General features: G+C 66.9%; 19 protein-coding genes and 1 tRNA gene. 10 read left to right on the top strand and 10 right to left on the bottom strand.

Annotated elements, in window-relative coordinates:
* From ASE14_RS01575 to ASE14_RS01565, 3 genes are read right to left on the bottom strand one after another with little or no spacing between them, the layout of a single operon-like run.
* Window positions 1-936 carry an ABC transporter permease gene (locus ASE14_RS01575; protein WP_082599925.1) on the bottom strand — a complete coding sequence of 312 codons (936 nt, stop codon included), beginning with the start codon at window positions 934-936 and terminating at the stop codon, window positions 1-3.
* Entirely contained in the window at window positions 933-2,006 is a 1,074-nt protein-coding gene (locus ASE14_RS01570) for an ABC transporter permease (RefSeq protein WP_056649796.1), read from the bottom strand. The genes ASE14_RS01575 and ASE14_RS01570 overlap by 4 nt, the downstream gene beginning before the upstream one ends.
* Entirely contained in the window at window positions 1,990-3,573 is a 1,584-nt protein-coding gene (locus ASE14_RS01565) for an ABC transporter substrate-binding protein (protein WP_056649792.1), read from the bottom strand. The genes ASE14_RS01570 and ASE14_RS01565 overlap by 17 nt, the downstream gene beginning before the upstream one ends.
* A 173-nt stretch (window positions 3,574-3,746) precedes the next feature.
* On the opposite strand from ASE14_RS01565, the gene ASE14_RS01560 reads away from it, so the two are divergent.
* Window positions 3,747-4,307 (top strand): Lrp/AsnC family transcriptional regulator, encoded by a 561-nt coding sequence (locus tag ASE14_RS01560; protein ID WP_162257685.1) that lies wholly within the window; start codon window positions 3,747-3,749, stop codon window positions 4,305-4,307.
* On the opposite strand, the gene ASE14_RS01555 is transcribed toward ASE14_RS01560, so the two are convergent.
* Complete coding sequence (locus ASE14_RS01555; protein WP_056649788.1) at window positions 4,308-4,688, bottom strand: hypothetical protein; 381 nt, start codon at window positions 4,686-4,688, stop codon at window positions 4,308-4,310.
* Between the two features lie 182 nt (window positions 4,689-4,870).
* On the opposite strand from ASE14_RS01555, the gene ASE14_RS01550 reads away from it, so the two are divergent.
* From ASE14_RS01550 to ASE14_RS01540, 3 genes are all read left to right on the top strand, one after another.
* The gene (locus ASE14_RS01550) at window positions 4,871-6,289 is read left to right on the top strand and encodes an aminopeptidase P family protein (RefSeq protein ID WP_056649785.1); all 1,419 of its coding nucleotides are present in this window, start codon (window positions 4,871-4,873) and stop codon (window positions 6,287-6,289) included.
* 79 nt (window positions 6,290-6,368) lie between these two features.
* Window positions 6,369-7,805, top strand: coding sequence for a DUF1254 domain-containing protein (locus tag ASE14_RS01545; protein WP_082599920.1), 1,437 nt, complete (start codon window positions 6,369-6,371; stop codon window positions 7,803-7,805).
* Between the two features lie 76 nt (window positions 7,806-7,881).
* Window positions 7,882-9,033, top strand: coding sequence for an enoyl-CoA hydratase/isomerase family protein (locus tag ASE14_RS01540; RefSeq protein ID WP_235511047.1), 1,152 nt, complete (start codon window positions 7,882-7,884; stop codon window positions 9,031-9,033).
* Between the two features lie 9 nt (window positions 9,034-9,042).
* On the opposite strand, the gene ASE14_RS01535 is transcribed toward ASE14_RS01540, so the two are convergent.
* Together ASE14_RS01535 and ASE14_RS01530 are read right to left on the bottom strand one after the other, a co-directional pair.
* Entirely contained in the window at window positions 9,043-9,465 is a 423-nt protein-coding gene (locus ASE14_RS01535) for an MmcQ/YjbR family DNA-binding protein (protein WP_056649778.1), read from the bottom strand.
* Window positions 9,466-9,669: 204 nt separating this feature from the next.
* Window positions 9,670-10,002: a hypothetical protein gene (locus ASE14_RS01530; RefSeq protein WP_200953246.1), complete on the bottom strand. Its 333-nt coding sequence runs from the start codon at window positions 10,000-10,002 to the stop codon at window positions 9,670-9,672.
* Between the two features lie 113 nt (window positions 10,003-10,115).
* Here ASE14_RS01530 and ASE14_RS01525 point away from each other — a divergent pair, with 113 nt between their 5' ends.
* The gene (locus tag ASE14_RS01525) at window positions 10,116-11,072 is read left to right on the top strand and encodes an NAD-dependent epimerase/dehydratase family protein (RefSeq protein WP_056651621.1); all 957 of its coding nucleotides are present in this window, start codon (window positions 10,116-10,118) and stop codon (window positions 11,070-11,072) included.
* 15 nt (window positions 11,073-11,087) lie between these two features.
* On the opposite strand, the gene ASE14_RS01520 is transcribed toward ASE14_RS01525, so the two are convergent.
* Window positions 11,088-11,618, bottom strand: a complete 531-nt coding sequence (locus tag ASE14_RS01520; RefSeq protein WP_235511045.1) for a hypothetical protein — start codon at window positions 11,616-11,618, stop codon at window positions 11,088-11,090.
* 338 nt (window positions 11,619-11,956) lie between these two features.
* Here ASE14_RS01520 and arfB point away from each other — a divergent pair, with 338 nt between their 5' ends.
* The 4 genes from arfB (at window position 11,957) to ASE14_RS01495 (ending at window position 14,870) form a co-directional block, all read left to right on the top strand.
* Window positions 11,957-12,394, top strand: a complete 438-nt coding sequence (gene arfB, locus ASE14_RS01515) for an alternative ribosome rescue aminoacyl-tRNA hydrolase ArfB (RefSeq protein WP_056649770.1) — start codon at window positions 11,957-11,959, stop codon at window positions 12,392-12,394.
* Between the two features lie 164 nt (window positions 12,395-12,558).
* Window positions 12,559-13,140, top strand: a complete 582-nt coding sequence (locus ASE14_RS01510; protein WP_056649767.1) for a dihydrofolate reductase family protein — start codon at window positions 12,559-12,561, stop codon at window positions 13,138-13,140.
* Window positions 13,141-13,757: 617 nt separating this feature from the next.
* A complete protein-coding gene (locus ASE14_RS01505; protein WP_157372712.1) occupies window positions 13,758-13,931 on the top strand; it encodes a hypothetical protein in 174 nt (57 codons plus the stop codon).
* 603 nt (window positions 13,932-14,534) lie between these two features.
* Window positions 14,535-14,870 carry a hypothetical protein gene (locus tag ASE14_RS01495; protein ID WP_056649760.1) on the top strand — a complete coding sequence of 112 codons (336 nt, stop codon included), beginning with the start codon at window positions 14,535-14,537 and terminating at the stop codon, window positions 14,868-14,870.
* Between the two features lie 315 nt (window positions 14,871-15,185).
* On the opposite strand, the gene ASE14_RS20270 is transcribed toward ASE14_RS01495, so the two are convergent.
* Window positions 15,186-15,281, bottom strand: a tRNA-OTHER gene (locus ASE14_RS20270).
* A gap of 852 nt (window positions 15,282-16,133) precedes the next feature.
* On the opposite strand from ASE14_RS20270, the gene ASE14_RS01490 reads away from it, so the two are divergent.
* Window positions 16,134-17,294, top strand: a complete 1,161-nt coding sequence (locus ASE14_RS01490) for an AI-2E family transporter (protein WP_157372711.1) — start codon at window positions 16,134-16,136, stop codon at window positions 17,292-17,294.
* 1 nt (window position 17,295) lies between these two features.
* Here ASE14_RS01490 and ASE14_RS01485 read toward each other — a convergent pair whose 3' ends face one another.
* Together ASE14_RS01485 and ASE14_RS01480 are read right to left on the bottom strand one after the other, a co-directional pair.
* Complete coding sequence (locus tag ASE14_RS01485; RefSeq protein WP_157372710.1) at window positions 17,296-17,790, bottom strand: hypothetical protein; 495 nt, start codon at window positions 17,788-17,790, stop codon at window positions 17,296-17,298.
* Window positions 17,791-17,814: 24 nt separating this feature from the next.
* Window positions 17,815-19,314 carry a DUF1254 domain-containing protein gene (locus ASE14_RS01480; protein WP_200953245.1) on the bottom strand — a complete coding sequence of 500 codons (1,500 nt, stop codon included), beginning with the start codon at window positions 19,312-19,314 and terminating at the stop codon, window positions 17,815-17,817.
* Between the last annotated feature and the right edge of the window lie 96 nt (window positions 19,315-19,410).

The following is a 19,410-nucleotide window of genomic DNA, read 5'->3' as shown; positions in this document are numbered from 1 at the left end:
TCACAGCGATCGCCCCTGAACGGCTTCCTGCGATCGGGGATCGAGTGCGTCCCGCAGCGCATCGCCGAGGAAGTTGAACGCGAGCACGACGGTGAGGATGGCGAGGCCCGGGAACACCGAGATCCACCACGACGAGAAGTTCTGGACGCCCTCGGCCACCATCGCACCCCAGTCGGGTGTCGGCGGGATCGCTCCCAGCCCGAGGAACGACAGACCGGACAGGAGCAGGATGGCCGTGCCGACATCGAGCGTGGCGAGCACGACGACCGGCGAGACCACGTTCGGCAGGATGTCCTTGCGCAACGAGGTGAAGGGCCCGTTGCCGAGCAGGCGACCGGCCACCACGTACTCCGCGTCGCGTGCGCCGAGCACGAGCGATCGGCTGACTCGGGCGTACGCGGGCCACGACACGATGAGCATCGCGATCACCGCGTTCGTCAGGCTCGGGCCGAGTGCCGCAGCGATGACCATGGCGAGGATGATCGTCGGAAACGCGAACACGAGGTCCGCGATCCGCATGATCACTTCATCGATCGCCTTGCCGAAGTAGCCCGCGATCGCTCCGAGCAGCGAGCCGATGAGCATCGCGAACACGACGAGCATGAGCGCGAGCGGGATCGAGACCTGCGCACCCGTGATCACGCGGGAGAGCACGTCGCGACCGACCTGGTCGGTGCCGAACCAGTGTTCCGCATTCGGCGCGAGCAGGCGCGGGAAGTCCTGCGCGAGCGGGTCGTACGGACGGATCCACTGTGCGAACACGGCGACGAGGAGCCAGAACACGACGATCGCGGCGCCGGTGACGGCGAGCGGCGTGCGCAACTGCTTGGAGACGCGCAGTCGGCCCTTCCGCCGTGTCTGCTCCGCGATGACGTCCCGTCCGGCGATGACGTCCCGTTCTGCGATGACCTCGTTCTCTTCGATGACGTCGGTCATGCGACCCTCACTCTCGGGTCGATGACGCCGTACAGCACGTCGATGATGAAGTTGAGTCCGATGTAGACGAACCCGACCACGAGCCCGACGCCCATGATCGCCGGGAGGTCGAGCTTCGTCGCGGCCGAGTATGCGTATTCGCCGAGGCCGTGCCACGAGTAGACCTTCTCGACCAGCACCGTTCCGGAGAGCAACGAGCCGAAGGCGACGCCGAGCACCGTGATGATCGGCACGAGCGCGCCGCGCAGCACGTAGCGGTTGACCACGATGTGCCCGGGCAAGCCCTTCGCCCTGGCCGCGCGCACGTAGTCGAGGTCGAGCACCTCCAGGATGGCGGAGCGCGCGAAACGAGTCAGCAGGCCGATCGTGTAGAGCGCGAGCACGGCTGCGGGCAGGATCAGGTGCGACACGGCATCGGCGAACGTCGCCCATTGGCCGGCGAGCAGTGAGTCGACGGTGTACATGCCGGTGACTTGGGGCGGCGGGACCGCCGCCGGCGAGAGCCTGCCCGATCCGGGGAACCAGTGCAGTTGGGAGAAGAAGACGAAGTAGACCACGAGTGCGAGCCAGAATGAGGGCACCGAGATGCCGATGAGGCTCACGACGCGGATCACCTGATCCGTGACCTTGTGTCGGCGGAGCGCCGCCCACATGCCGAGCCCGACGCCGAGGACGATCGAGATGAGGATGGCCGCGATCGCGAGTTCTGCCGTGGCTGGGAACGCCGTGCCGAGGTCGTCTGCGACCGGGGCGTGCGTCTGCTGCGACATCCCGAGGTCGCCGTGCAGCAGGTTGCCGAGATAGGTGAGGTACTGCACCGGGAGCGGCTGGTCGAGACCGGCGTCTTCGCGGAACTTCTGCACGATCTCGGGGTCGGCCGCGGCCTGCTCCCCCAGCGCCGCCTGCACGGGGTCGGCCGGGACGAGATTCGTGAGCGTGAAGGTGACGAGCGTGACGCCGAACAGCAGGAGGACGGTCAGCCCTGCCCTGATGCCGAGGTAGCGCGCGAGCGGGTGGACTCCCGCTCGCGCGCGTCGCTCGTTCGGAGCGGTGCTACTTGATTCCGGCAAGATCGACGGTCCAGGTCGGGTTCAACGGCACGACCGTGATGCTCGGCGCGGTCACGACGTTCTGCGCGGGCTGCAGGAGCGGGATGAAGGGTCCGCTCGCGTTCTGCGCCTTCTGCAGCTCTTCGTACGCGGTTGCGCGTGCAGCAGGGTCGGTCGCGGCGACGGCGGCAGCAGCGAGGTCGGTGACAGTGGGGTCGGCACCGGCCGCCCACCCTGCGCGCAGGCCCACGAGCTCACCCGGCGTGAAGGCGAGGTAGTTCGAGGGGTCCGGGAAGTCGGGGCCCCAGTACCAGAGACCGACCGTCTCCTTGCCGTTGCGGTAGGCGTCGAGTTCGGTCGCGACCGGCGCGGGTGCGAGCGTGACGGTGATGCCCACCGACTTCAGCTGCGCCTGGATCGACTCCGCGATGCTCTGCAATGACAGGCCCTGCACGGTGATGTCGTTCGGGAAGTTCAGCGTGACCTCCTCGCCGGCGTACCCCGACTCGGCAAGCGCGGCCGCTGCGGCATCGGCATCGAACTGGTTGCCGTCCGCTGCGTCGAGTGCGCCGTTGAAGATCGACGGGATGAAGCCGCCCGGCCGGACCGAGCCGTCACCGGCGAGCTCGACGATCTTGTCGTAGTCGATGCCGAGCTTGACCGCTTCGAGGAACTTCGGGTTGCTGGTGATCTCGCTGACCGAGGCGTCCTGGTTGAGCAGGAGGAAGATCATGTACCGCGAGGGGTTCGCGATGATCGAGACCTTGGAGGCGTCGAGCTCGGCGACCTGGTCGGGATTGAGGTCGAGCGCCACCTGCGAGTCGCCGGCCTCGACGTTCAGCTTCTGCGTCGGCCCCTGCACGTTGCGGAGCACGACGCGCTCGTAGGCGGGCTTCTCTCCCGTGTACTCGGGGTTCGCGGTGAAGACCACCTGCGAAGCGGCATCGAACGACTCGAGCATGTACGGGCCCGAGCCCGCCGACGTCGAGTTGAGGAAGGCCTCTGCGGAGTCGTCGGCGGTCGTGCTGCCGCCGTTCTCCTCGACGATCTCCTGGTTGACCACGCCGAGTGCCGGGTTCGGCAGGATGAACGGGAGGGCGGGGTTCGGTGTCGCCGACGTCAACGTGAGCGTCGTATCCGAGGTCTTCTCGATCGTCACCCCGTCGAGCAGGAACGAGGGGTTGCCCTTCACTCCCTGCACGCGCTGCAGCGAGAACACCGCGTCGTCGACCGTGACCTCCGTGCCGTCGGAGAACTTGTGCCCGGGCTTCATGGTGAGCGTCACGACGGTGTTGTCCGCGTTGATCTCATAGCTCGCGAGTCCGTCGATCGGCGCGGTGACGTCGTCGCCGTCGAAGGTGAGCAGCGTCTCGTAGAGCGCCTTCGCGACGATCGAGCCGGTCGTCTCGTACTCGCGGTTCGGGTCGGCCGTCTTCAGGTCGAACGATGCATCGACGACGAGCGAGCCGCCTGCGGGCGCTGCGGCGGGCGCGCCCGCCGAGCAGGCACTGAATGTCAGCGCGGCCGCGACGGCCAGGCCGAGCGCAGTGGTGCCACGCCGAGCGGCGCGGTGGAACGATCGTGACAAGGTGGTGCTCCTTATCGATTGGAGGGATGAGTGAGAAAGTAGTGCGTATTCAGATCATTCGTCAATGAGAACCCACCAATCAGGAACATATGTCTAGCAATGCTCCGTCCCGTGGCATATTCTCTCCAGTACTGGCCCTCCCCGTAGCTGTGACTGGACAGATGGAGTCTCGGATGCACCTCGACGACACGCATATTCGGATGCTCGAACTCCTGCGAGAGGACGGCCGGACTTCGGTCGCTGCGCTCGCCGAGCACCTCGGAATCTCTCGATCCAACGCGTACACGCGATACGAGGCCCTCGTTCGGGCGGGCATCATCCGCGGCGTCCATGCTGAGATCGACCCGGCAGCGGTCGGCATCGGCGTCGCGGCCATGGTGTTCATCACGCTCCGGCAGAGCCAGTGGGCGGATTTCCGGGCGCGCCTCTCCTCGGTCAGCGAACTCGAGTACTTCGCGGTGACGACCGGCGAACACGACGCGATGCTCCTCGTGCGCGCCCCCGACGTGGCGGCGATCCACGAGCTCGTCGCCACTCGCCTGGCCCAGTGGCCGTCGATCAAGGCGACGACGACGGTCTTCCTCATGGACGAGGAACGCGCTCACGTGTCCCTGCGGATGCCGCGCACCGAGCGCTCCTCGGTCGAGGACTCCGGAGAACGATTCGGCATGACCCGGTTCGTTCGCACGAGCGATGACCGGGTCGAGCGCGTGCCGGACCGACGTCGGCGCTGATCAGGCGCTGACCACCTCGCGGCAGATGCTCGTGTGGAGGTTCCCGTCCGGCGCGACGAACTCCTCGGTCAGCAGCAACGCGCCCTCGTCGTCGACCGAGATGACCGACGATGCCGTTCCCGTCGTAGTGCCGGCGTCGTGACCGCGGTGGACGAACGAGATGTCGATACGCCCCTGCGTGCGCACTCCGCAGAACCGGCCGATCGCGACCGTGTCGCCGACGTACTCCCCCCACAGCACGCCGCCCGACTCCCGGTAGACGAAGCGGGTCGGCGCCGTCGTGTCGACGACGCTCGCGGTTGAGGAGACCATGTCGAACACCCGCCGATCCAGGTCGATGTCGAGTGCTGCTGCGGTGGGCTGGGGGTTGGTACCGGTCATGTCCACATTGTGTTGAGGCGCCGCAGCGGGTGTCAATCGAACTGCATTCCGTCCCGTCAAGTGCCATTCAGGCGAGGTGCATTGAGACATTCTGTTTGCAATGCGCGTAGTCCACCGGATGTTTCGCTCGACTGATTGCGCGCTTCTTGACGCTCGTTCGCCCCGATGGCTTACTGGTCACCATGCGTCCAGAGCCTCAGACCTTCCGCGACCCACGTACCCAGCCTCTCCCAGAGACCCAGGCCTTTCGCGACTACATGGCGTCGGGATGGGGCCCGGCCGATCGACGCGTCGATATCGTCGCCGGAGCGCCCGCGTCGGCGCATGGACATCGTTCGCTCATCAGCGCGCAGTTCACCGGGAGGACGATCATCGTGGCGTCCGGGCGATCGCACGTGCGCTCGAACGACACCGAGTTCGGCTTCCGCGCCGACAGCGACTTCGTCTGGTTGACGGCCTGCCAGTCGGAGGGCGCCGTACTCGTCATGACCCCTGCCCCAGGAGGGCACGACGCCGTCCTCTACCTCCCGGAACCCGTGGGCCCCGGCCAGGACGCGTTCTACGCCGATGCCCTGCGCGGCGAGCTCTGGATCGGCCCCGCCGCCGACCTGGCCGACTGGTCGAGCGCCCTCGACCTCGAGGTGCGATCGCTCGACGCCCTCGACGCCGCGCTGGAGGCCGCCCCGTCTGGTGCCCTCGTCGCGGGCGCACCGGAGCCTCGACTGCCGCGTCGGCTCGAGGCATCCGCAGCCCTTGCCGTCGCGCTCTCCGCAGCCAAGCTCGTGAAGGACGTGTGGGAGATCGCCCAGCTCCGCGCAGCGGTCGACGCCACGGTCGCCGGATTCCGCGCGGTCGCCGCGGAGCTCCCGGCGGCCGTGGAGTTCGGAGGCGAACGCTGGTTGCAGGCGACCTTCGACCGCCATGCCAGGACCTTCGGCAACGGAGTCGGCTACTCGACCGTCGTGGGCAGCGGGCCGCATGCCCCGACCCTGCACTGGACGCGCTGCGACGGCCCGGTGCTTCCCGGCCACGTCGTGCTCGTGGATGCCGGCGTCGAGGCGCGATCGCTCTACACGGCCGACGTCACACGCACTCTTCCCGTGGACGGCACGTTCTCCCCCGCACAGCGAGAGGTGCACGCGCTGGTCGAGCGGGCGCATCGAGCCGCGATGTCGAAAGTCGGCCCCGGCGCATCCTTCCGCGACATGCGAAGCACCGCCTACGAGTCGATCGCGACCGCGCTGCACGAGCTCGGGATCCTGCGCGTCTCGGTCGACGAGGCGATGTCCCCGACCGGGCAGCAGCATCGTCGTTACCTGCCGTGCGGCACCGGACACCACATCGGATTGGACGTCCACGACTGCGCCCGGATCGGCGACGAACGCTACCTCGATGAGCCGCTGCGCCCCGGCTCGGTTCTCGCAGTCGAGCCGGGCCTCTACTTCCACGCCAACGACCTCACGGTCCCGCCCGAGCTTCGCGGCATCGGCATTCGCATCGAGGACGACCTGCTCGTGACGGAGACCGGCCACGAGGTGCTCTCGGCTGCGCTGCCGATCGACGCCGCCGGAATCGAGAAATGGGTCGCCGCCCTGAGATGAGCCGCATGTCCGGCTCGGTCATTTGTCTTCGGGCCGGGCCGCTGCCAAGGTGAGAGCAGCATTTCGATCGAGGGGGAACATGTCAGTAGAACGCCGCCCAGGACTCACCGCTGACGAGATGGCGGAGGCCGTCGCCTCACTGAGCACGCCGGACTCCGTGTCATCGCCGTTCGGCGAGTTGCGATTCTTCGACGGGGTGCCGTTGCCCGAGACCGTCGAGACCGCGTACAACGCGCTCGACTTGATCCGCGGCATCGACGTGTTCCTGAACGCCGTCCCCGGCGCGTCGCTCGTGGCGTTCCGTGCGGGCCTCCGCGTCGCAGGTGTCACCTCGGCCAGGCAGATCGGCATCACCGAACCACGGGCGACGTCGAAGGGGCTGTTCCTCACGCCGAACACCGAGACGACGTACGGCACGACCATGCTCGACCTGAAGTCGTGGGGACCCACCGTCATCGAGGCGCCGCCGCAGTCGCTCTGCGTCGTCGACGACTTCTGGTTCCGCTACGTCGCCGACATGGGCATCGCCGGACCTGACAAGGGTGCAGGCGGCAAATACCTCTTCCTGCCGCCTGGCTACGACGGCGAGGTGCCCGACGGGTACTTCGTCTACCGCACGCCGACGTACACGAACTTCGTCGTGCTGCGCGCGCTCGGCGGCGTGCCCGCGATGAAGCAGACGCGCATCTACCCGCTCGCCGAGGCCGCGAACCCCGAGGCGAACGAGTTCATCGACCTCGCCGAGACACCGTTCAACACCGTGCACGCGAACGACTTCTCGTTCTACGAAGAGGTGGCCGTGCTCGTGCAGGAGGAGCCGGTCGAGGCCCTCGACGCGGAGCGTGCCGGTCAGCTCGCCGCGATCGGCATCGCGAACGGTCAGCCGTTCGAGCCCGATGCGCGGCTTCGCGGCATTCTCGAGCAGGCGGCACTGATCGCCGCCGGGCTCGCCCGGTCGGTCACGTACGAACCGCGCGATCCCGAGGCCGTGCTGTACGGCTCGTGGCGCAACGCCTTCGTCGGCGGCGACTACGAGTTCCTGCGGAACGGGGCGCGACTGCTCGATGCCCGCACGCAGTTCCACTACCTCGCGACCGTGATCACCCCGGCGATGGCGCACGCACAGGTCGGCGCGGGCTCGGCGTACGCCTACACGGTGCACGACGCCGAAGGGCAGCTGCTCGACGGTGCACGCAATTACCGCCTGCGCGTCGACGCCAATCCCCCAGCGAAGAATTTCTGGGCCGTCGACCTCTACGACACGCAGACGCGCTCGCTGCTCGTCATCCCGTCGACGCCGTATCCCGCACTCGCGAGCAACGACGGCAAGCTCCAGGCCAACGACGACGGCTCGTTCGACCTCTACTTCGGCCCGACCGCACCAGCCGGCAAGGAGTCGAACTGGGTCGAGACGCTGCCAGGAAAGTCCTGGTTCCCGCTCATTCGTCTCTACGGCCCGCTCGAGCCCTGGTTCGATCAGACCTGGCGGCTCAACGAGTTCGAGCCGCTCGGCTGAGGGCACCGGCGCGAGGCTCGCCCGAGCCCGCACGTCGAGTCGTCACCACTGGCGGATGCCCGTTAGCGTTGTGCAGGTGCATACGCCTGTCAACGCCGCCGTCGTCGGCCAACTCGGCCACCTGAGTCTCAACCGTCCGGAGTCGATCAACGCGATCGACCTCGAGATGATGCGTGCCATGACCGAGACGCTCGACGCGTGGGCCGTCGATCCCGCCGTCACGGCGATCCTGCTGGACGGAGTCGGCGACTTCGGATTCTGCGCGGGCGGCGACTTCCGCGAGATCCTGGAGCGTGCGGCCGAGGGCATGACGATCGGCGCGGTGTTCTTCCGCGACGAGTACCGTCTGATCGCGAAGCTCGCCGAGTACCCCAAGCCGGTCGTGTCGATCATGCACGGAATGACGATGGGCAGCGGCATCTCGCTCGCCGGGCACGTCTCCACACGGGTGGTGACCGACCGGGTCAAGCTCGGCCAGCCGGAGACCGGCTACGGCTTCGTTCCCGACGGAGGTGCCACCTGGCGGCTCGCTCGCACCCCGGGTGAGGTCGGCACATACCTGGCCCTGAACTCCGTCGACCTGACCGCGGCGGACGCCGTCGCTCTCGGCTTCGCCGACGTGATGGTGCCGACCGAGCGGGTCGGCGAAATGACCGCGGCGCTCGAGGACGCCGACGATGCCTCCGCACCCGATGAGAAGGTTCGGCGATTCGCCGTCGACCCCGGCCCCTCGACGGTGCTCGCACGTCGTGACTGGATCGACGCCTGCTATGCGGCCGACACGGTCCAGGCGATCCTCGAGCACCTCTGGGCGTTCTCGAACGGCGAAATGGTCGCGGGACTGCGCGCCGCCGATTCGAGTGACCCCGAGGCTGCCGGAAATGCGGCCGCGGCCGCCGACATGCTGCTCCGGCTCTCGCCGACGGCTCTCGCTGCGACCTTGCGCTCCGTGCGCGCCGCGCGCGACGGCGAAACGCTGCGCGAGGCGCTCGAGCGCGAGCTCCGCCTGGCACGCTGGTTCACCACGCAGCCCGACCTGTTCACCGGGGTGCAGGCGCTGGTGGCGCAGAACACCGGCTCGCTCCACCAGGACGTCTTGCCGGATTGGCGGCCTGCAGATCTTGCAGCCGTCGACATCGCAGACATCGTCGGGGCCATGGAGACCCAGCTCCGCCACAGCGTGTTCCCCCGCGGTCTCGGCATCCCCGAGGAGGAGGAGGCGGCGTAGCAGGCACGCTCACTCGGATGCGGCCATTGTGCGCCGGCCGTTGCTCGCCTCGCGAGTGTCGAACTCGTTCCTCAGATACTTCGGAGCCTGCACTCTCCACGCCTCGGTCACGAGCTCGGCGAGATGCTGCTCATCGATGCCGGCCATGCGGAACGCGACCTTCGGCTCGCCCCAGGCCGTCGTCGTTCGCAGGAACACGTCGGGCGCCATCTCGACGAGCGCGAGCGCGTCGATGGGATCGGCGACCTTCACCCCGACCACGAGCTCGGCCGCGATGATCGCACGCATGTCTTCGGGGATGCTCGGCCATGGGTGGCACTCCCACGCATAGAGCTTGCCGCGCACGAACCACGCGGCACCACCTGTCGTCGCACGCTCCTCGCTCCCGGGCAAACCGGCAGCGGCGCGGCGGAGATCATCAACAGTGGCCACGCGGCAAGCCTATGACGTACGTCCGACCACGGTCATCCGGAGGATCGGCGACCAGTTCCACGCCGTGAGATCGCGAGAGTACGGTTGGTCCCGAACGGAGCGCCCTGACCTACTGCGCTCCAACCGCTCGGCACGAACGAGGTGGCGCCGCTCAGTCTTGCGGGCGCGTTCGCCGGCGTGTGACGTTCGCTCCGACTTCAGTCGTCAGAGTCGCAGCGGCGTCCATACCACCGGCGGCGCCATCGCAGGCAGGTCGAACGCCCACGATGAGATCACGGCGTGCGCCGTTCGCATGTCCGTCGCGTTGGTCGTGCAGTGACTGTCGGGTCCACCGTCACGTCGCTCGACGCAATAGCTGCCGTCATCATTGCGAATGGTCTGGATGTACGTCTGCTGGGACGCATCGCTCAGTCGCTCCAGGATCAGGAACTGCTCCCTCCCACCCTCGATGTCCTCGAGCAGAATGAAGAGGAGATCCTCGGATGGGTCGTCCCACGTCTCACCCGACTCGGTAGACGCACGGAGTATCGATCGCATACACATACCCTGCACTACGGATGGGGTTCGGATCGAGCCGCGCTCACGTCGACGCGACCGCGACATCCGCTGAGTTCACCGCCCGGCCACTCGCTTCGAGGAGACTGGTACGCATGAGCTCGAAACCCCACGTCGTCGTCGGTGCCGGACCGATCGGGACGGCCCTCGCGCTCGAGTTGGCCGGCGGCGGCCACACAGTGCACGTGGTGACCCGGTCGGGCCGCGGCCCCGAGGATCCGTCGATCGAGCGGATCGCGCTCGACGCTGCCGACCGCGATGCCCTGACGCGCGCGTCCGAGGGTGCTGCCGTGCTCTACAACTGCGCCAACCCCGGCGCGTATACCGAATGGGAACGTTTGTGGCCGCCGCTCGCCGCCTCGATCCTCGCGGCCGCTGAGGCATCCGGAGCCGTCCTCGTGACGCTCGGCAACCTCTACGGGTATGGCCCGATCGACGGCCCGATGACGCGAGACCGGCCACTCGCGCCGTCCGACCACAAGGGCGTGCTGCGGGCGCGGATGTGGCAGAGCGCGCTCGATGCACATCACGCCGGTCTGGTGCGGGCGACCGAGGTGCGTGCCTCCGACTACATCGGACCGACCACGCCCGTTGCCAACGGTCTCCTGCCGCGGTACGCGGCGGCGACGCTGGCGGGCCGAACCGCCTCAGTATTCGGCGACCCCGACCAGCCGCACTCCTGGACCGCGGTCGAGGATATCGCGCGCACGCTCGCCGCCGCGGGCGGCGACGAACGCGCCTGGGGCAGCGCGTGGCTCGTCCCGTCGAATCCGCCGGTGAGCGTGCGCGAGGTCCTGAGACAGCTCGGCGCCCACGCCGGCACCGGTGAACCGCAGCTGCGCACGGTGCCTCGCTGGGTGCTCACCGCCGGAGGAACGGTGATTCCGTTGCTGCGCGAGGTCGCCGGCGTGCTCTACCAGTTCGAGCGGCCGTTCATCGTCGATGCATCCGACACCACGGCGGCATTCGGGATCGAGCCCTCCGCATGGGCGCCGCTCGTCGAGGCCACGGCCGTCGCCTGGGCGGAGCGAGCAACCCGAGCCCGGGGTTGAGGCGCACCGCCGTCGTCACGCGTCGAGCATGGACGTGGCCGGCTCAGCGACATGGGCGCACCTGTCGCCGGTTCGACCTCGATCCGCATCCACGAAGCGCGCCGTGTCCGACACGGCGGCGGTGAGCAGGGCGACGAGACGATCGTCGGGATCCCCGACGCACGCCCGGGAGATCCCATCGACGGCGCCGGTCACGAGAGCCCAGCACTGCCGCACGGTCATGCCCGGGCGGCCCGGACCGACTTCCTCGATGAACCGGATTGCCCAGGTATCGGCGGCAGGGGCGGCGCGGAGGGCAGCCTCCGCCAGCTCGCGCAACTCCGCGGCGAGCTCGTCGTCGCGATCCGCGAGGACCTCGAGGGCGACGCGCACCCCCACCGCCAGCGAATGCTGGCGCTCCTCAGCGGCGATCGGCAGGGCGGCAGTGGCAGCTCGCACGGCGAGCAGGACGTCGAGCAGCGGGTCGTCGCTCGTCAGGCCGATGACCGTCGGGATGAGCGGCGTGAGCCGGGCGCGGCCGGCCTCGCTCGTTTGGTCGTTCACCATCCTCGCGAGATGCGCAAGGGTGCGGTGCGTGCATGCGGGATGGTCGCTCCAACGCTCCCCCGCGAGATACGACGCGAATTCCATGAAGCAGGCCCCACGCCGTGGCGAGCGGTGCCGGCCCGGGGACAGGATCGGCATGACATCCGGGTGAGCCATCCAGTCGCGCATTCGGCCTCCCTCTCTCCTTCCACTGTGCGCCGGTCGCGGCCACGATTCAAGCACTTCGGCCGGATGTCCCTGGGCGGGTGGCAGCGGACGAAATCGCCTTGGGCGGGGTCGCAGTAGGTTGGCCGATCCGTCTGCACGCGCATCTCGAGCGCAACGAGGATGATGGATCCATGCCCGCATCCCACCGTCCCGGTCTTCGGATCGACTCAGGACTCACGATCCCCGAGTCTGAGCTGTCCTGGCGGTTCTCGCGGTCATCCGGTCCCGGCGGGCAAGGCGTCAACACTGCCGACTCCCGAGTGGAACTCGTCTGGGATATGGCCGGCTCGACCGCCCTCTCTCCGCTCCAGCGAGAGCGACTCCTCGAGCGCCTGAGCAGTCGCGTCGCCGACGGAGTACTGACGATCACGGCATCCGAGCACCGCGCGCAACTGCGCAACAGGGATGCTGCGCGCGCTCGGCTCGCCGCCGTCGTGGCCGACGCTCTGCGGCCACCGTCACCGTCGCGACGCCCGACGAAGCCGAGTCGCGGTGCCAAGGAACGGCGCTTGGAAGCGAAGAAGCGGCGCACCGACGTCAAGCGACTGCGTCGCCCACCTCACGACTGACACCGAGTGGCGATCGGCGACCTGAGCGTGGCAGCCGGTGGCTGAGGCGACCTCGCCGGTGCCGCAGCAGGCTACTTCGCCCGGCCCACTTCGGCCACGATTTCCAAGAGCGACAGCTCACGACACGCTAAACTTGCGGGCACTCCAGAGCAAAGGAGAGCCCCGTGGGCAAGGTGGTCATGTACGGCTCGGTGTCGGTGGACGGCTTCATCGCGGATGAGAATGACCAGCCCGGCCCGCTGTTCGACTGGTTGTCCAGCGGTGACGTCCCGTTGGACGACAGCGGCGTTCTGACGGTATCGCAGACGTCCTACGACTACACCCGTCCGTACTGGGACCAGATCGGGGTGACAGTCGCCGGCCGTCACGTCTTCGACCTGACGGACGGCTGGGACGGGAAGCCTCCGAGCGGGATCGACCACGTGGTCGTCGTGACGCACCGGCAGCAGCCCGAGGGATGGGACCGCGAGGCACCGTTCCACTTCGTCGAGGGCGTCGAAGCAGCCATGGCCATGGCGCAAGAGCTTGCGGGTGACCGCATCGTCGAGGTCGCCGCTGGTGACGTCGGTGGCCAGATGCTTGCCGCGGGCCTGGTCGACGAGGTGCGCATGGACGTCGCACCCGTCGTGTTCGGGTCCGGCAAGCGCTACTTCGGGTCGGTCCACGCACAGCATCTGCTGGAGGATCCTGACGTGGTGATTCAGGGCGACCGGGTGCTTCACCTGCGCTATCGGGTGCGCCGTTGACCGATCTGAGCGGGTACGTCTGGTCGTCGATGGCGTTCTTGTAACCCTTCCCGAAGAAGGGCTACACCGCGCGGCATCCCAGCAATGAACGGTGAAGAAGTGGAGAGCGCAACACGCCTCTGCCTTTCAGTGAAGGCAAGAAGCGCTGATCAGATCTCTGCGTGTGCAGTCGTGTGTGTGTCACAGGCACGAGTGTTTGTGACATCGCCGTGACAAGAACACCCCACTCCTCCCGAATCGAAACGACGTTCAGTGCTCGTCGCGCTGGCCGTCTTCGCGCTCGAGTGGTGGCGCGCCGAGATCGCGGTCGGGCGTTGCGCCTAGCGGTAGGATCTGGCAGCGATGAGAAACCGGAAGCTCAAGACGATCGCCCGACGATGGTGGAACGCCGAAGGCGGCGACTACGACTGGGAACGCGTCGATCACATCGTCCGAGAGCGACACGATCTCGTCCCCCGGCTCATCAAGGCCCTCTACGAGACCTCGCCACCTGGATGGGAGCCGTACATCGGGTGCGTGGTGGTCGAGGACTTGGAGATTTCCTCGCCGAGTTCGAAGGTCGACGATCTCCCACTCTCCGGATCGTGCTCGCGTCGGGGTTGCGAAAGGAGCCGCTCGTGAAGGTGCTGAGCGGCGCCTACTCGACGCACCTCGAAGCAATGAACATCCGTGAGGGGCTCGCTGGCGTGCTCGAGCCCGACGAGATTGCTTGGTTGCTCGACGATGCGTCACCCGGGCGTTTCGACTATCCCGTTCGAACCGACACGAAGGCGAAGCCGAAGGGCCAGTGACGAGATCTCAGGCTTGAGATCAAGCCCCCCCACCCCCAACGGGCCTGGCGCTTTCGCGTGCAGACTCGGGCAGGATGGCGAAATGGGGATTCGATACGTGCGGTTCGTTGGAGATTCGTTCGACGGACGAGAAGCGCCGGTGACGGAAGACGAATGGGGCGGCCTCCAGGCTAGGTAGTCGTCGAGTCCAGGGGCGAGGTGTACAGATTGAAGGCGCGGGAGACGCGGATAGCGGCCCGGACGGAGTATGTGGTCCCGTGGTACGAGCCGGTCGGGTAGACCCCGTGCCAGACCGCGAAGTGGTACGGCGCGAACTCACATACGAGGTCGTTGTTCTGGAGTATTGCTACTCTGCGCTGCTCGCGGGCTGGAGACCTGCTGAGAGCGCCGAGGGCATCGTCCATCTGGCGGGCGAACAATGGCACAGGCTGGAACTTGGATTCAGGTGGGGAAATGAACCCGTGGACGCAGTCGAATGACGCCGCCCGAGTGCGTTCGACCCCTCCCAACTAAGAGTTCGACCCCGCCCTGACTAAGAGGAGAACTAGGGCGTGTCTGACAATTCGGGCTGGAATGGGTGCGGGATTCTGCCAAGATGCTGGCGTGCAGTACCTGACGATCGAGATGCCCGTGCGTTTGTGGCAGCGCGTGGACGGTTGCGTGGATAACTCGATGGCTGTCGATGTTGTCGATGGAATCATGGAGTCGGTGAGCGCCGGATCCTGTGTTCGGGATGCGGGCTGGCGCGCGTCGGCGGCCTACTCGGGCGACCGTGACCAGTTCGGCTGGCCGCCGTCCGAGCATCTGTTGCCGATCACCCTTCGGCGCTCGCACTGGGACTGGACCCTGTCTCAGTTGGAACGCTGGGAGCCGTACGAAACGGATGGCGTCGTGGCCGACGCGCGCGCGGTCATCGGCGAAGCGATCAGGGCTGCGTAGTCGGGTATGACACCTGCGAGATAGTGAGTACAGGAGAATCGAAATAGCTCCTGACCTGGGGTACCGCCCTCAGCTTGCTCCTCGAACAGGGCGTGCCGGTGCCGGTCGTCGCGCGTATCGCCGGGCACGATCCGAGCGTCACGGTGCGCACGTATGCACACGCTCAGGACGACACCACAGGAGCCGCCGTTGACGCTCTCGGCGCTGTCTACGCAGAGCGTTGGTGACAGATTCGCCACGTCTCGTGACATCGCTACGGCGGGAGACGATCAGCAGTCCGCTGGAAATCCCCGTTTGATCGGATACTTCTGGGAGTAGGGCGGACGGGACTTGAACCCGTGACCGATGGCTTACGCCGGAAGCCACTCTCCAGGCGTGAAAGTCTCGCGATACCTCGAGAGATCTCGACCTGATCAGGTTCTTCTCGTCGAACCTGAATCGAGTGTATCGAAACACCTCGGCTCCCCTCGAGCCAGATCGAGTAGATAAACGACCAATAACCGTCCACGCATCAAGTGACTTCCGCTCTCGGCATCCGTCGAGGCCTGCCCGAAATTCACCTGAACCACCCGCTTGCCGCCGAGGAGACGCGACGAGCCGCCAGGCTCGCGTCACACGACAAGCGAAGTATCGGATTCAGTTCGCCTCACGCACGCATGGAGCAAACACAGACCGACTGCTCGAATTCGTCCGCGAACCCAAAAGAGAACACACGGTGGTGCAGTCGCGGGCCAATTCCACGCGCTCGATTGCTTATGTGTCGGACCATCGACTGGGCTCACGAAATCGGTGTACGGATGACTCACCCGCGGTTGCGTTGAGGAAGATCAACTCGCGATCAAACGCCGCAGTGGCGCTTCGACGGTGAATCCGCGACCTTCACTCGCCGTCGCTATGCACATCGAAATGCTGAGTGAGTCGTTCGAGCGTGGACTCCTGTCGGAGCTTGCAAGCGCTGTTCTGCTTCGCGAACAGTCCCTTCTCCCCCAGTACGCGTCCTTCTGGGGGACGGTCCGGACCCACTTAACCGGGACCACCCACTCGGCGTCGTCGTCCGCCGCGGCGTCTCGATTACTGCTCGGTTGCTGCCATGACTCTCATCCCCATGGATCAGACCCGCCACCGGACCCGGGCCCGCGGCCGGGGCCCGCACGCTCTGATGCAGAAGAGACATCCGGCTCAGTTCGCGAAGGACGCTTCGTATGAAGAGTGTGATGCCGGGCACACGCGGTCGCAATACCGTGCAGACCGGTCGCCGCAGCAGTGCCTGGCCGCAACGGCGCGGTAGCCAACGGCGCCCGACCCACATCGAAACAGGAGAACGCCATGACAAATAGACCAGGCTCGACACGCGACGCCTTCGAACGGGCACGACCGTTCGCCCTGACGCTCCTGTTCGGCGCAGCTGCCTTCACCATCACCGTCACCGGGACCAGGGCCATCGCCGACATCATCGGGCCGGTCTTCTTGGCCCTGGTCATCACGATCAGCCTGCATCCGATCCGCCTCTGGCTAGAGGGGACGCGCCTTCCGAAATGGGCCATCTCACTCGTGATGCTGGTGGCCGCCTACCTGCTGATCTTCCTCCTCACCCTCGCGCTGATCGTCTCCGTCGCGCAGGTCGCCGCGTTGCTCCCCCAGTACACCGACCAGCTCGACGAGGCCGTCGTGAACGCGGGGAACGCACTCAGCCAGCTCGGAGTCGAGCCGGATCAGATCCACGCCGTCGTCGACGCCATCGACCCCGGGCAGATCGCGGCGCTCGCGACGTCCCTGTTGAGCGGCACACTTGGCGTGTTGACCAACCTCGTGTTCCTCATCACCGTGCTGTTCTTCCTGGTGTTCGATACGGATGCCACCCGACAGGTCCTGCGTTCCTTGGGGAATCGGTTTCCCAACCCGGTCGCCGCGCTCAATAACTTCGCAGCCAGCACGCGGAACTACATGGGCGTCAACACCGTGTTCGGACTCGGCGTCGCGGTCGTCGACGGCGTCGCCCTGTTGATCCTGGGCGTCCCCGGCGCATTCGTGTGGGCCGTCCTCGCCTTCGTCACCAGCTTCATCCCCAACGTCGGCTTCATCATCGGAGTGATCCCGCCCGCCCTCATCGCGCTGTTGCACGGTGGCCCCGGGCTCATGATCGCGGTCATCGTCGTCTACACCGCGGTCAACTTCCTGAGCGACAGTGTGATCAAGCCCCGCGTAGTCGGCGACACCGTGGGCCTGTCGACGACCATCACGTTTCTCTCACTCGTGTTCTGGACCTGGGTCATCGGGCCGCTGGGCGCGCTCCTGGCCGTGCCGCTCACCCTGCTAACCAGGGCGCTTCTGGTCGAAGCGGACCCCCGCACCCGATGGGCCCTTCCCCTGATCTCCGGCAAGCCGGACCCCGTTGACGAGCCGGAGTCGGAACCGGTGGAATGAGTCAGAACGCGGCCCACCAGGCCGCGGTCAGGAACGCAATTGGAGCGAGACCGGTGCAGACCAGCCCGACGACCCAGAATGCGTCGGCGTGCCGGGGCGGGCGACGGTTGCCGATCCGTGTCGTCGCCAGGTCACCGCGACGTTCGATGGCCTCCTCGATGCGCTCCGACTCTTCCTGAAAGCGCATCCAGGCGAACGCGAGGCCGCTGCCCGCGATGATGATGAACGTGAAGATCATCGCGCGCAGCCAGCCCGGTACCTCGTTGTAGATGCCGGCGGCGGCGCCACCCGCGGCGACGGCGACCACGAAAGCGGTGAGCGCCGCGCCCACCGCCAGGACGTCGCGGCGGCGCTGCTTGAGCCGGCTCAGGCGCGTGGCGTAGGTGTCCTCACGCCACGATGTCAGATCGTCATCGTGCTTGTCGCCTTCCTCGATGGTCATCGAGGGTTCCCTCCCATCCGCATCCGATCGCAACGGATCAGGCGCATCGACCACGACATCGCGTGCCAGCGCCCCGTGCTAGATCGGCTGGATCTCGCTGGGCTGCCAGGTCTTGTCGAAGAACGACTCGAGGGGGTTGTACAGGCGGAGGATCGTCCACCACCCCTTCCCGGGAACGGTCTGGAGCCAGTTGCTCTCCATGCCGGTGGGCGCGGTGGGTCCGAAGTAGATGTCGGTCGAGCCGTCCGCGTTCGACTGGATCGTGCCGGACTGACTTCCGACACGCGGGAACTGCTGATCCGTTCGCAGCATCGATCGGGTCTGGTTGTCGTACAGCAGCAGCGACCAGAAGCGAGACTCGGGGATGTCGCGTGGCAGGGTCAGTCGATAACTCCGACCGCCGTCCAGGAATTCACCCCGGCTGTCTCGCATCGCGAAGATGTACTGGGAGCCGATGCCGGTGAGCCGCATGCACATGGCGGGGGTGATGCCCGTCGCCATGTAGAAGAAGTTGGTCGCGGAGTCGAGCTTGCGCGCTCCGCTGCGCACGGCGGGCACTGGCCCCTCGGGGGTGATGGCGGGGGGCGGGTCGAGGAACTCGTAGCCGCCCACGAAGAGCGCGCTCTGCCATTGCGAGTCGGGGTAGTACGCAAAGCCCTCTTCCGGTCGGGCGGCGAAGGTGACCGTCCGCGCGGTGGCGTTGCCGACCTCCACGGCGTCTTCCAAGATCTTCCGCATCCGGGCGTCGGGCACGAAGGGTTCGCCGTGGGCGATGCCGACCGAAGCGAGCAGACCGAGGAGTTCGGGGTCTCCCGCATCGGGCGGGTCGTCCTGCAGCGCCTGGTGCACGAGCTCCCAGTAGCCGAAATCGTTCGGGAAGAGCGTGTTCACCGGTATTCCGGTGGCCTCGACGAACCGTGTCTCCGGCGCGGGCCGAGCGGCGGCGAGTGGCGCCCGTCCATCGAGGAAGCTCGCGACCGCCGTGCCGAATGCTCCGGGCACGTACGGCGAGACCTTGACCCCCTCCCGGATCACCTGAACCGGGACCGCCGGATCGTTGTCGATCATGAACGCCCGCCCGATGAGGGTCACCCGTCGGGTCCGGGAATGGAACACGTGGAAGCCGCTGTCGGGAAGTGGACCGTCGTAGTCGGGAGCAACGAGAAGGTAGCGTCCGCCTTCTCCGCGATCCGGACCAGGAAGGCCGACATCGGTGACCCATCGGAACCACATGTCGTCGATCGTGCCGAGGATCCCGCTCGGAGCGCCAAGCGCAGGGATCTCGAGGACCACGGGTCCGTTGCCGAGGTCGATGAAGCCCCAGAAGTAGACCGTGTCGCAGTTCGCCGTCAGGAACAGCGATGACGAATCCATCAGCTCGGGAAAGAGCATGAACTCGCCGTCTTCGACGCCGGCACCCAGGAAACCACGGCGTACCGCGGCGAGAGAGGCGACGCGCAGCGACCCCAGGAATGCCTCCACACCGTGCAGGAAGTCGAGGTGATCGTAGAGCAGCGCCGCTGTCGCGTCCGCCGGGGCGCCGTCGCGGAACTCCAACGTGCCCACTCTGCTGTCCACCGTGTCGGGAGTCGAAAACGGTGTCAGATCCTCCATGCCCCCCAAGGGCCTCGTGCCGTCCATGGGTTTTCCCTTCTTATGTACGCAACCCGTCGA

This window comes from Agromyces sp. Root81 (assembly GCF_001429165.1).
Lineage (GTDB): Bacteria > Actinomycetota > Actinomycetes > Actinomycetales > Microbacteriaceae > Agromyces.
Note: the sequence above shows the minus strand (reverse complement) of the source record. Positions and strands in the feature narration are given on the sequence as shown.

What these genes read in the sequence shown, in the direction of transcription:
- ASE14_RS01560 (WP_162257685.1), top strand. Translation starts at nt 3,747, where the DNA reads ATGCACCTCGACGACACGCATATTCGGATGCTCGAACTCCTGCGAGAG.
- arfB (WP_056649770.1), top strand. Translation starts at nt 11,957, where the DNA reads ATGCCCGCATCCCACCGTCCCGGTCTTCGGATCGACTCAGGACTCACG.
- ASE14_RS01575 (WP_082599925.1), bottom strand. Translation starts at nt 936, where the DNA reads ATGACCGACGTCATCGAAGAGAACGAGGTCATCGCAGAACGGGACGTC.
- ASE14_RS01545 (WP_082599920.1), top strand. Translation starts at nt 6,369, where the DNA reads ATGTCAGTAGAACGCCGCCCAGGACTCACCGCTGACGAGATGGCGGAG.
- ASE14_RS01550 (WP_056649785.1), top strand. Translation starts at nt 4,871, where the DNA reads ATGCGTCCAGAGCCTCAGACCTTCCGCGACCCACGTACCCAGCCTCTC.
- ASE14_RS01525 (WP_056651621.1), top strand. Translation starts at nt 10,116, where the DNA reads ATGAGCTCGAAACCCCACGTCGTCGTCGGTGCCGGACCGATCGGGACG.
- ASE14_RS01555 (WP_056649788.1), bottom strand. Translation starts at nt 4,688, where the DNA reads ATGACCGGTACCAACCCCCAGCCCACCGCAGCAGCACTCGACATCGAC.
- ASE14_RS01530 (WP_200953246.1), bottom strand. Translation starts at nt 10,002, where the DNA reads ATGCGATCGATACTCCGTGCGTCTACCGAGTCGGGTGAGACGTGGGAC.
- ASE14_RS01520 (WP_235511045.1), bottom strand. Translation starts at nt 11,618, where the DNA reads ATGGTGAACGACCAAACGAGCGAGGCCGGCCGCGCCCGGCTCACGCCG.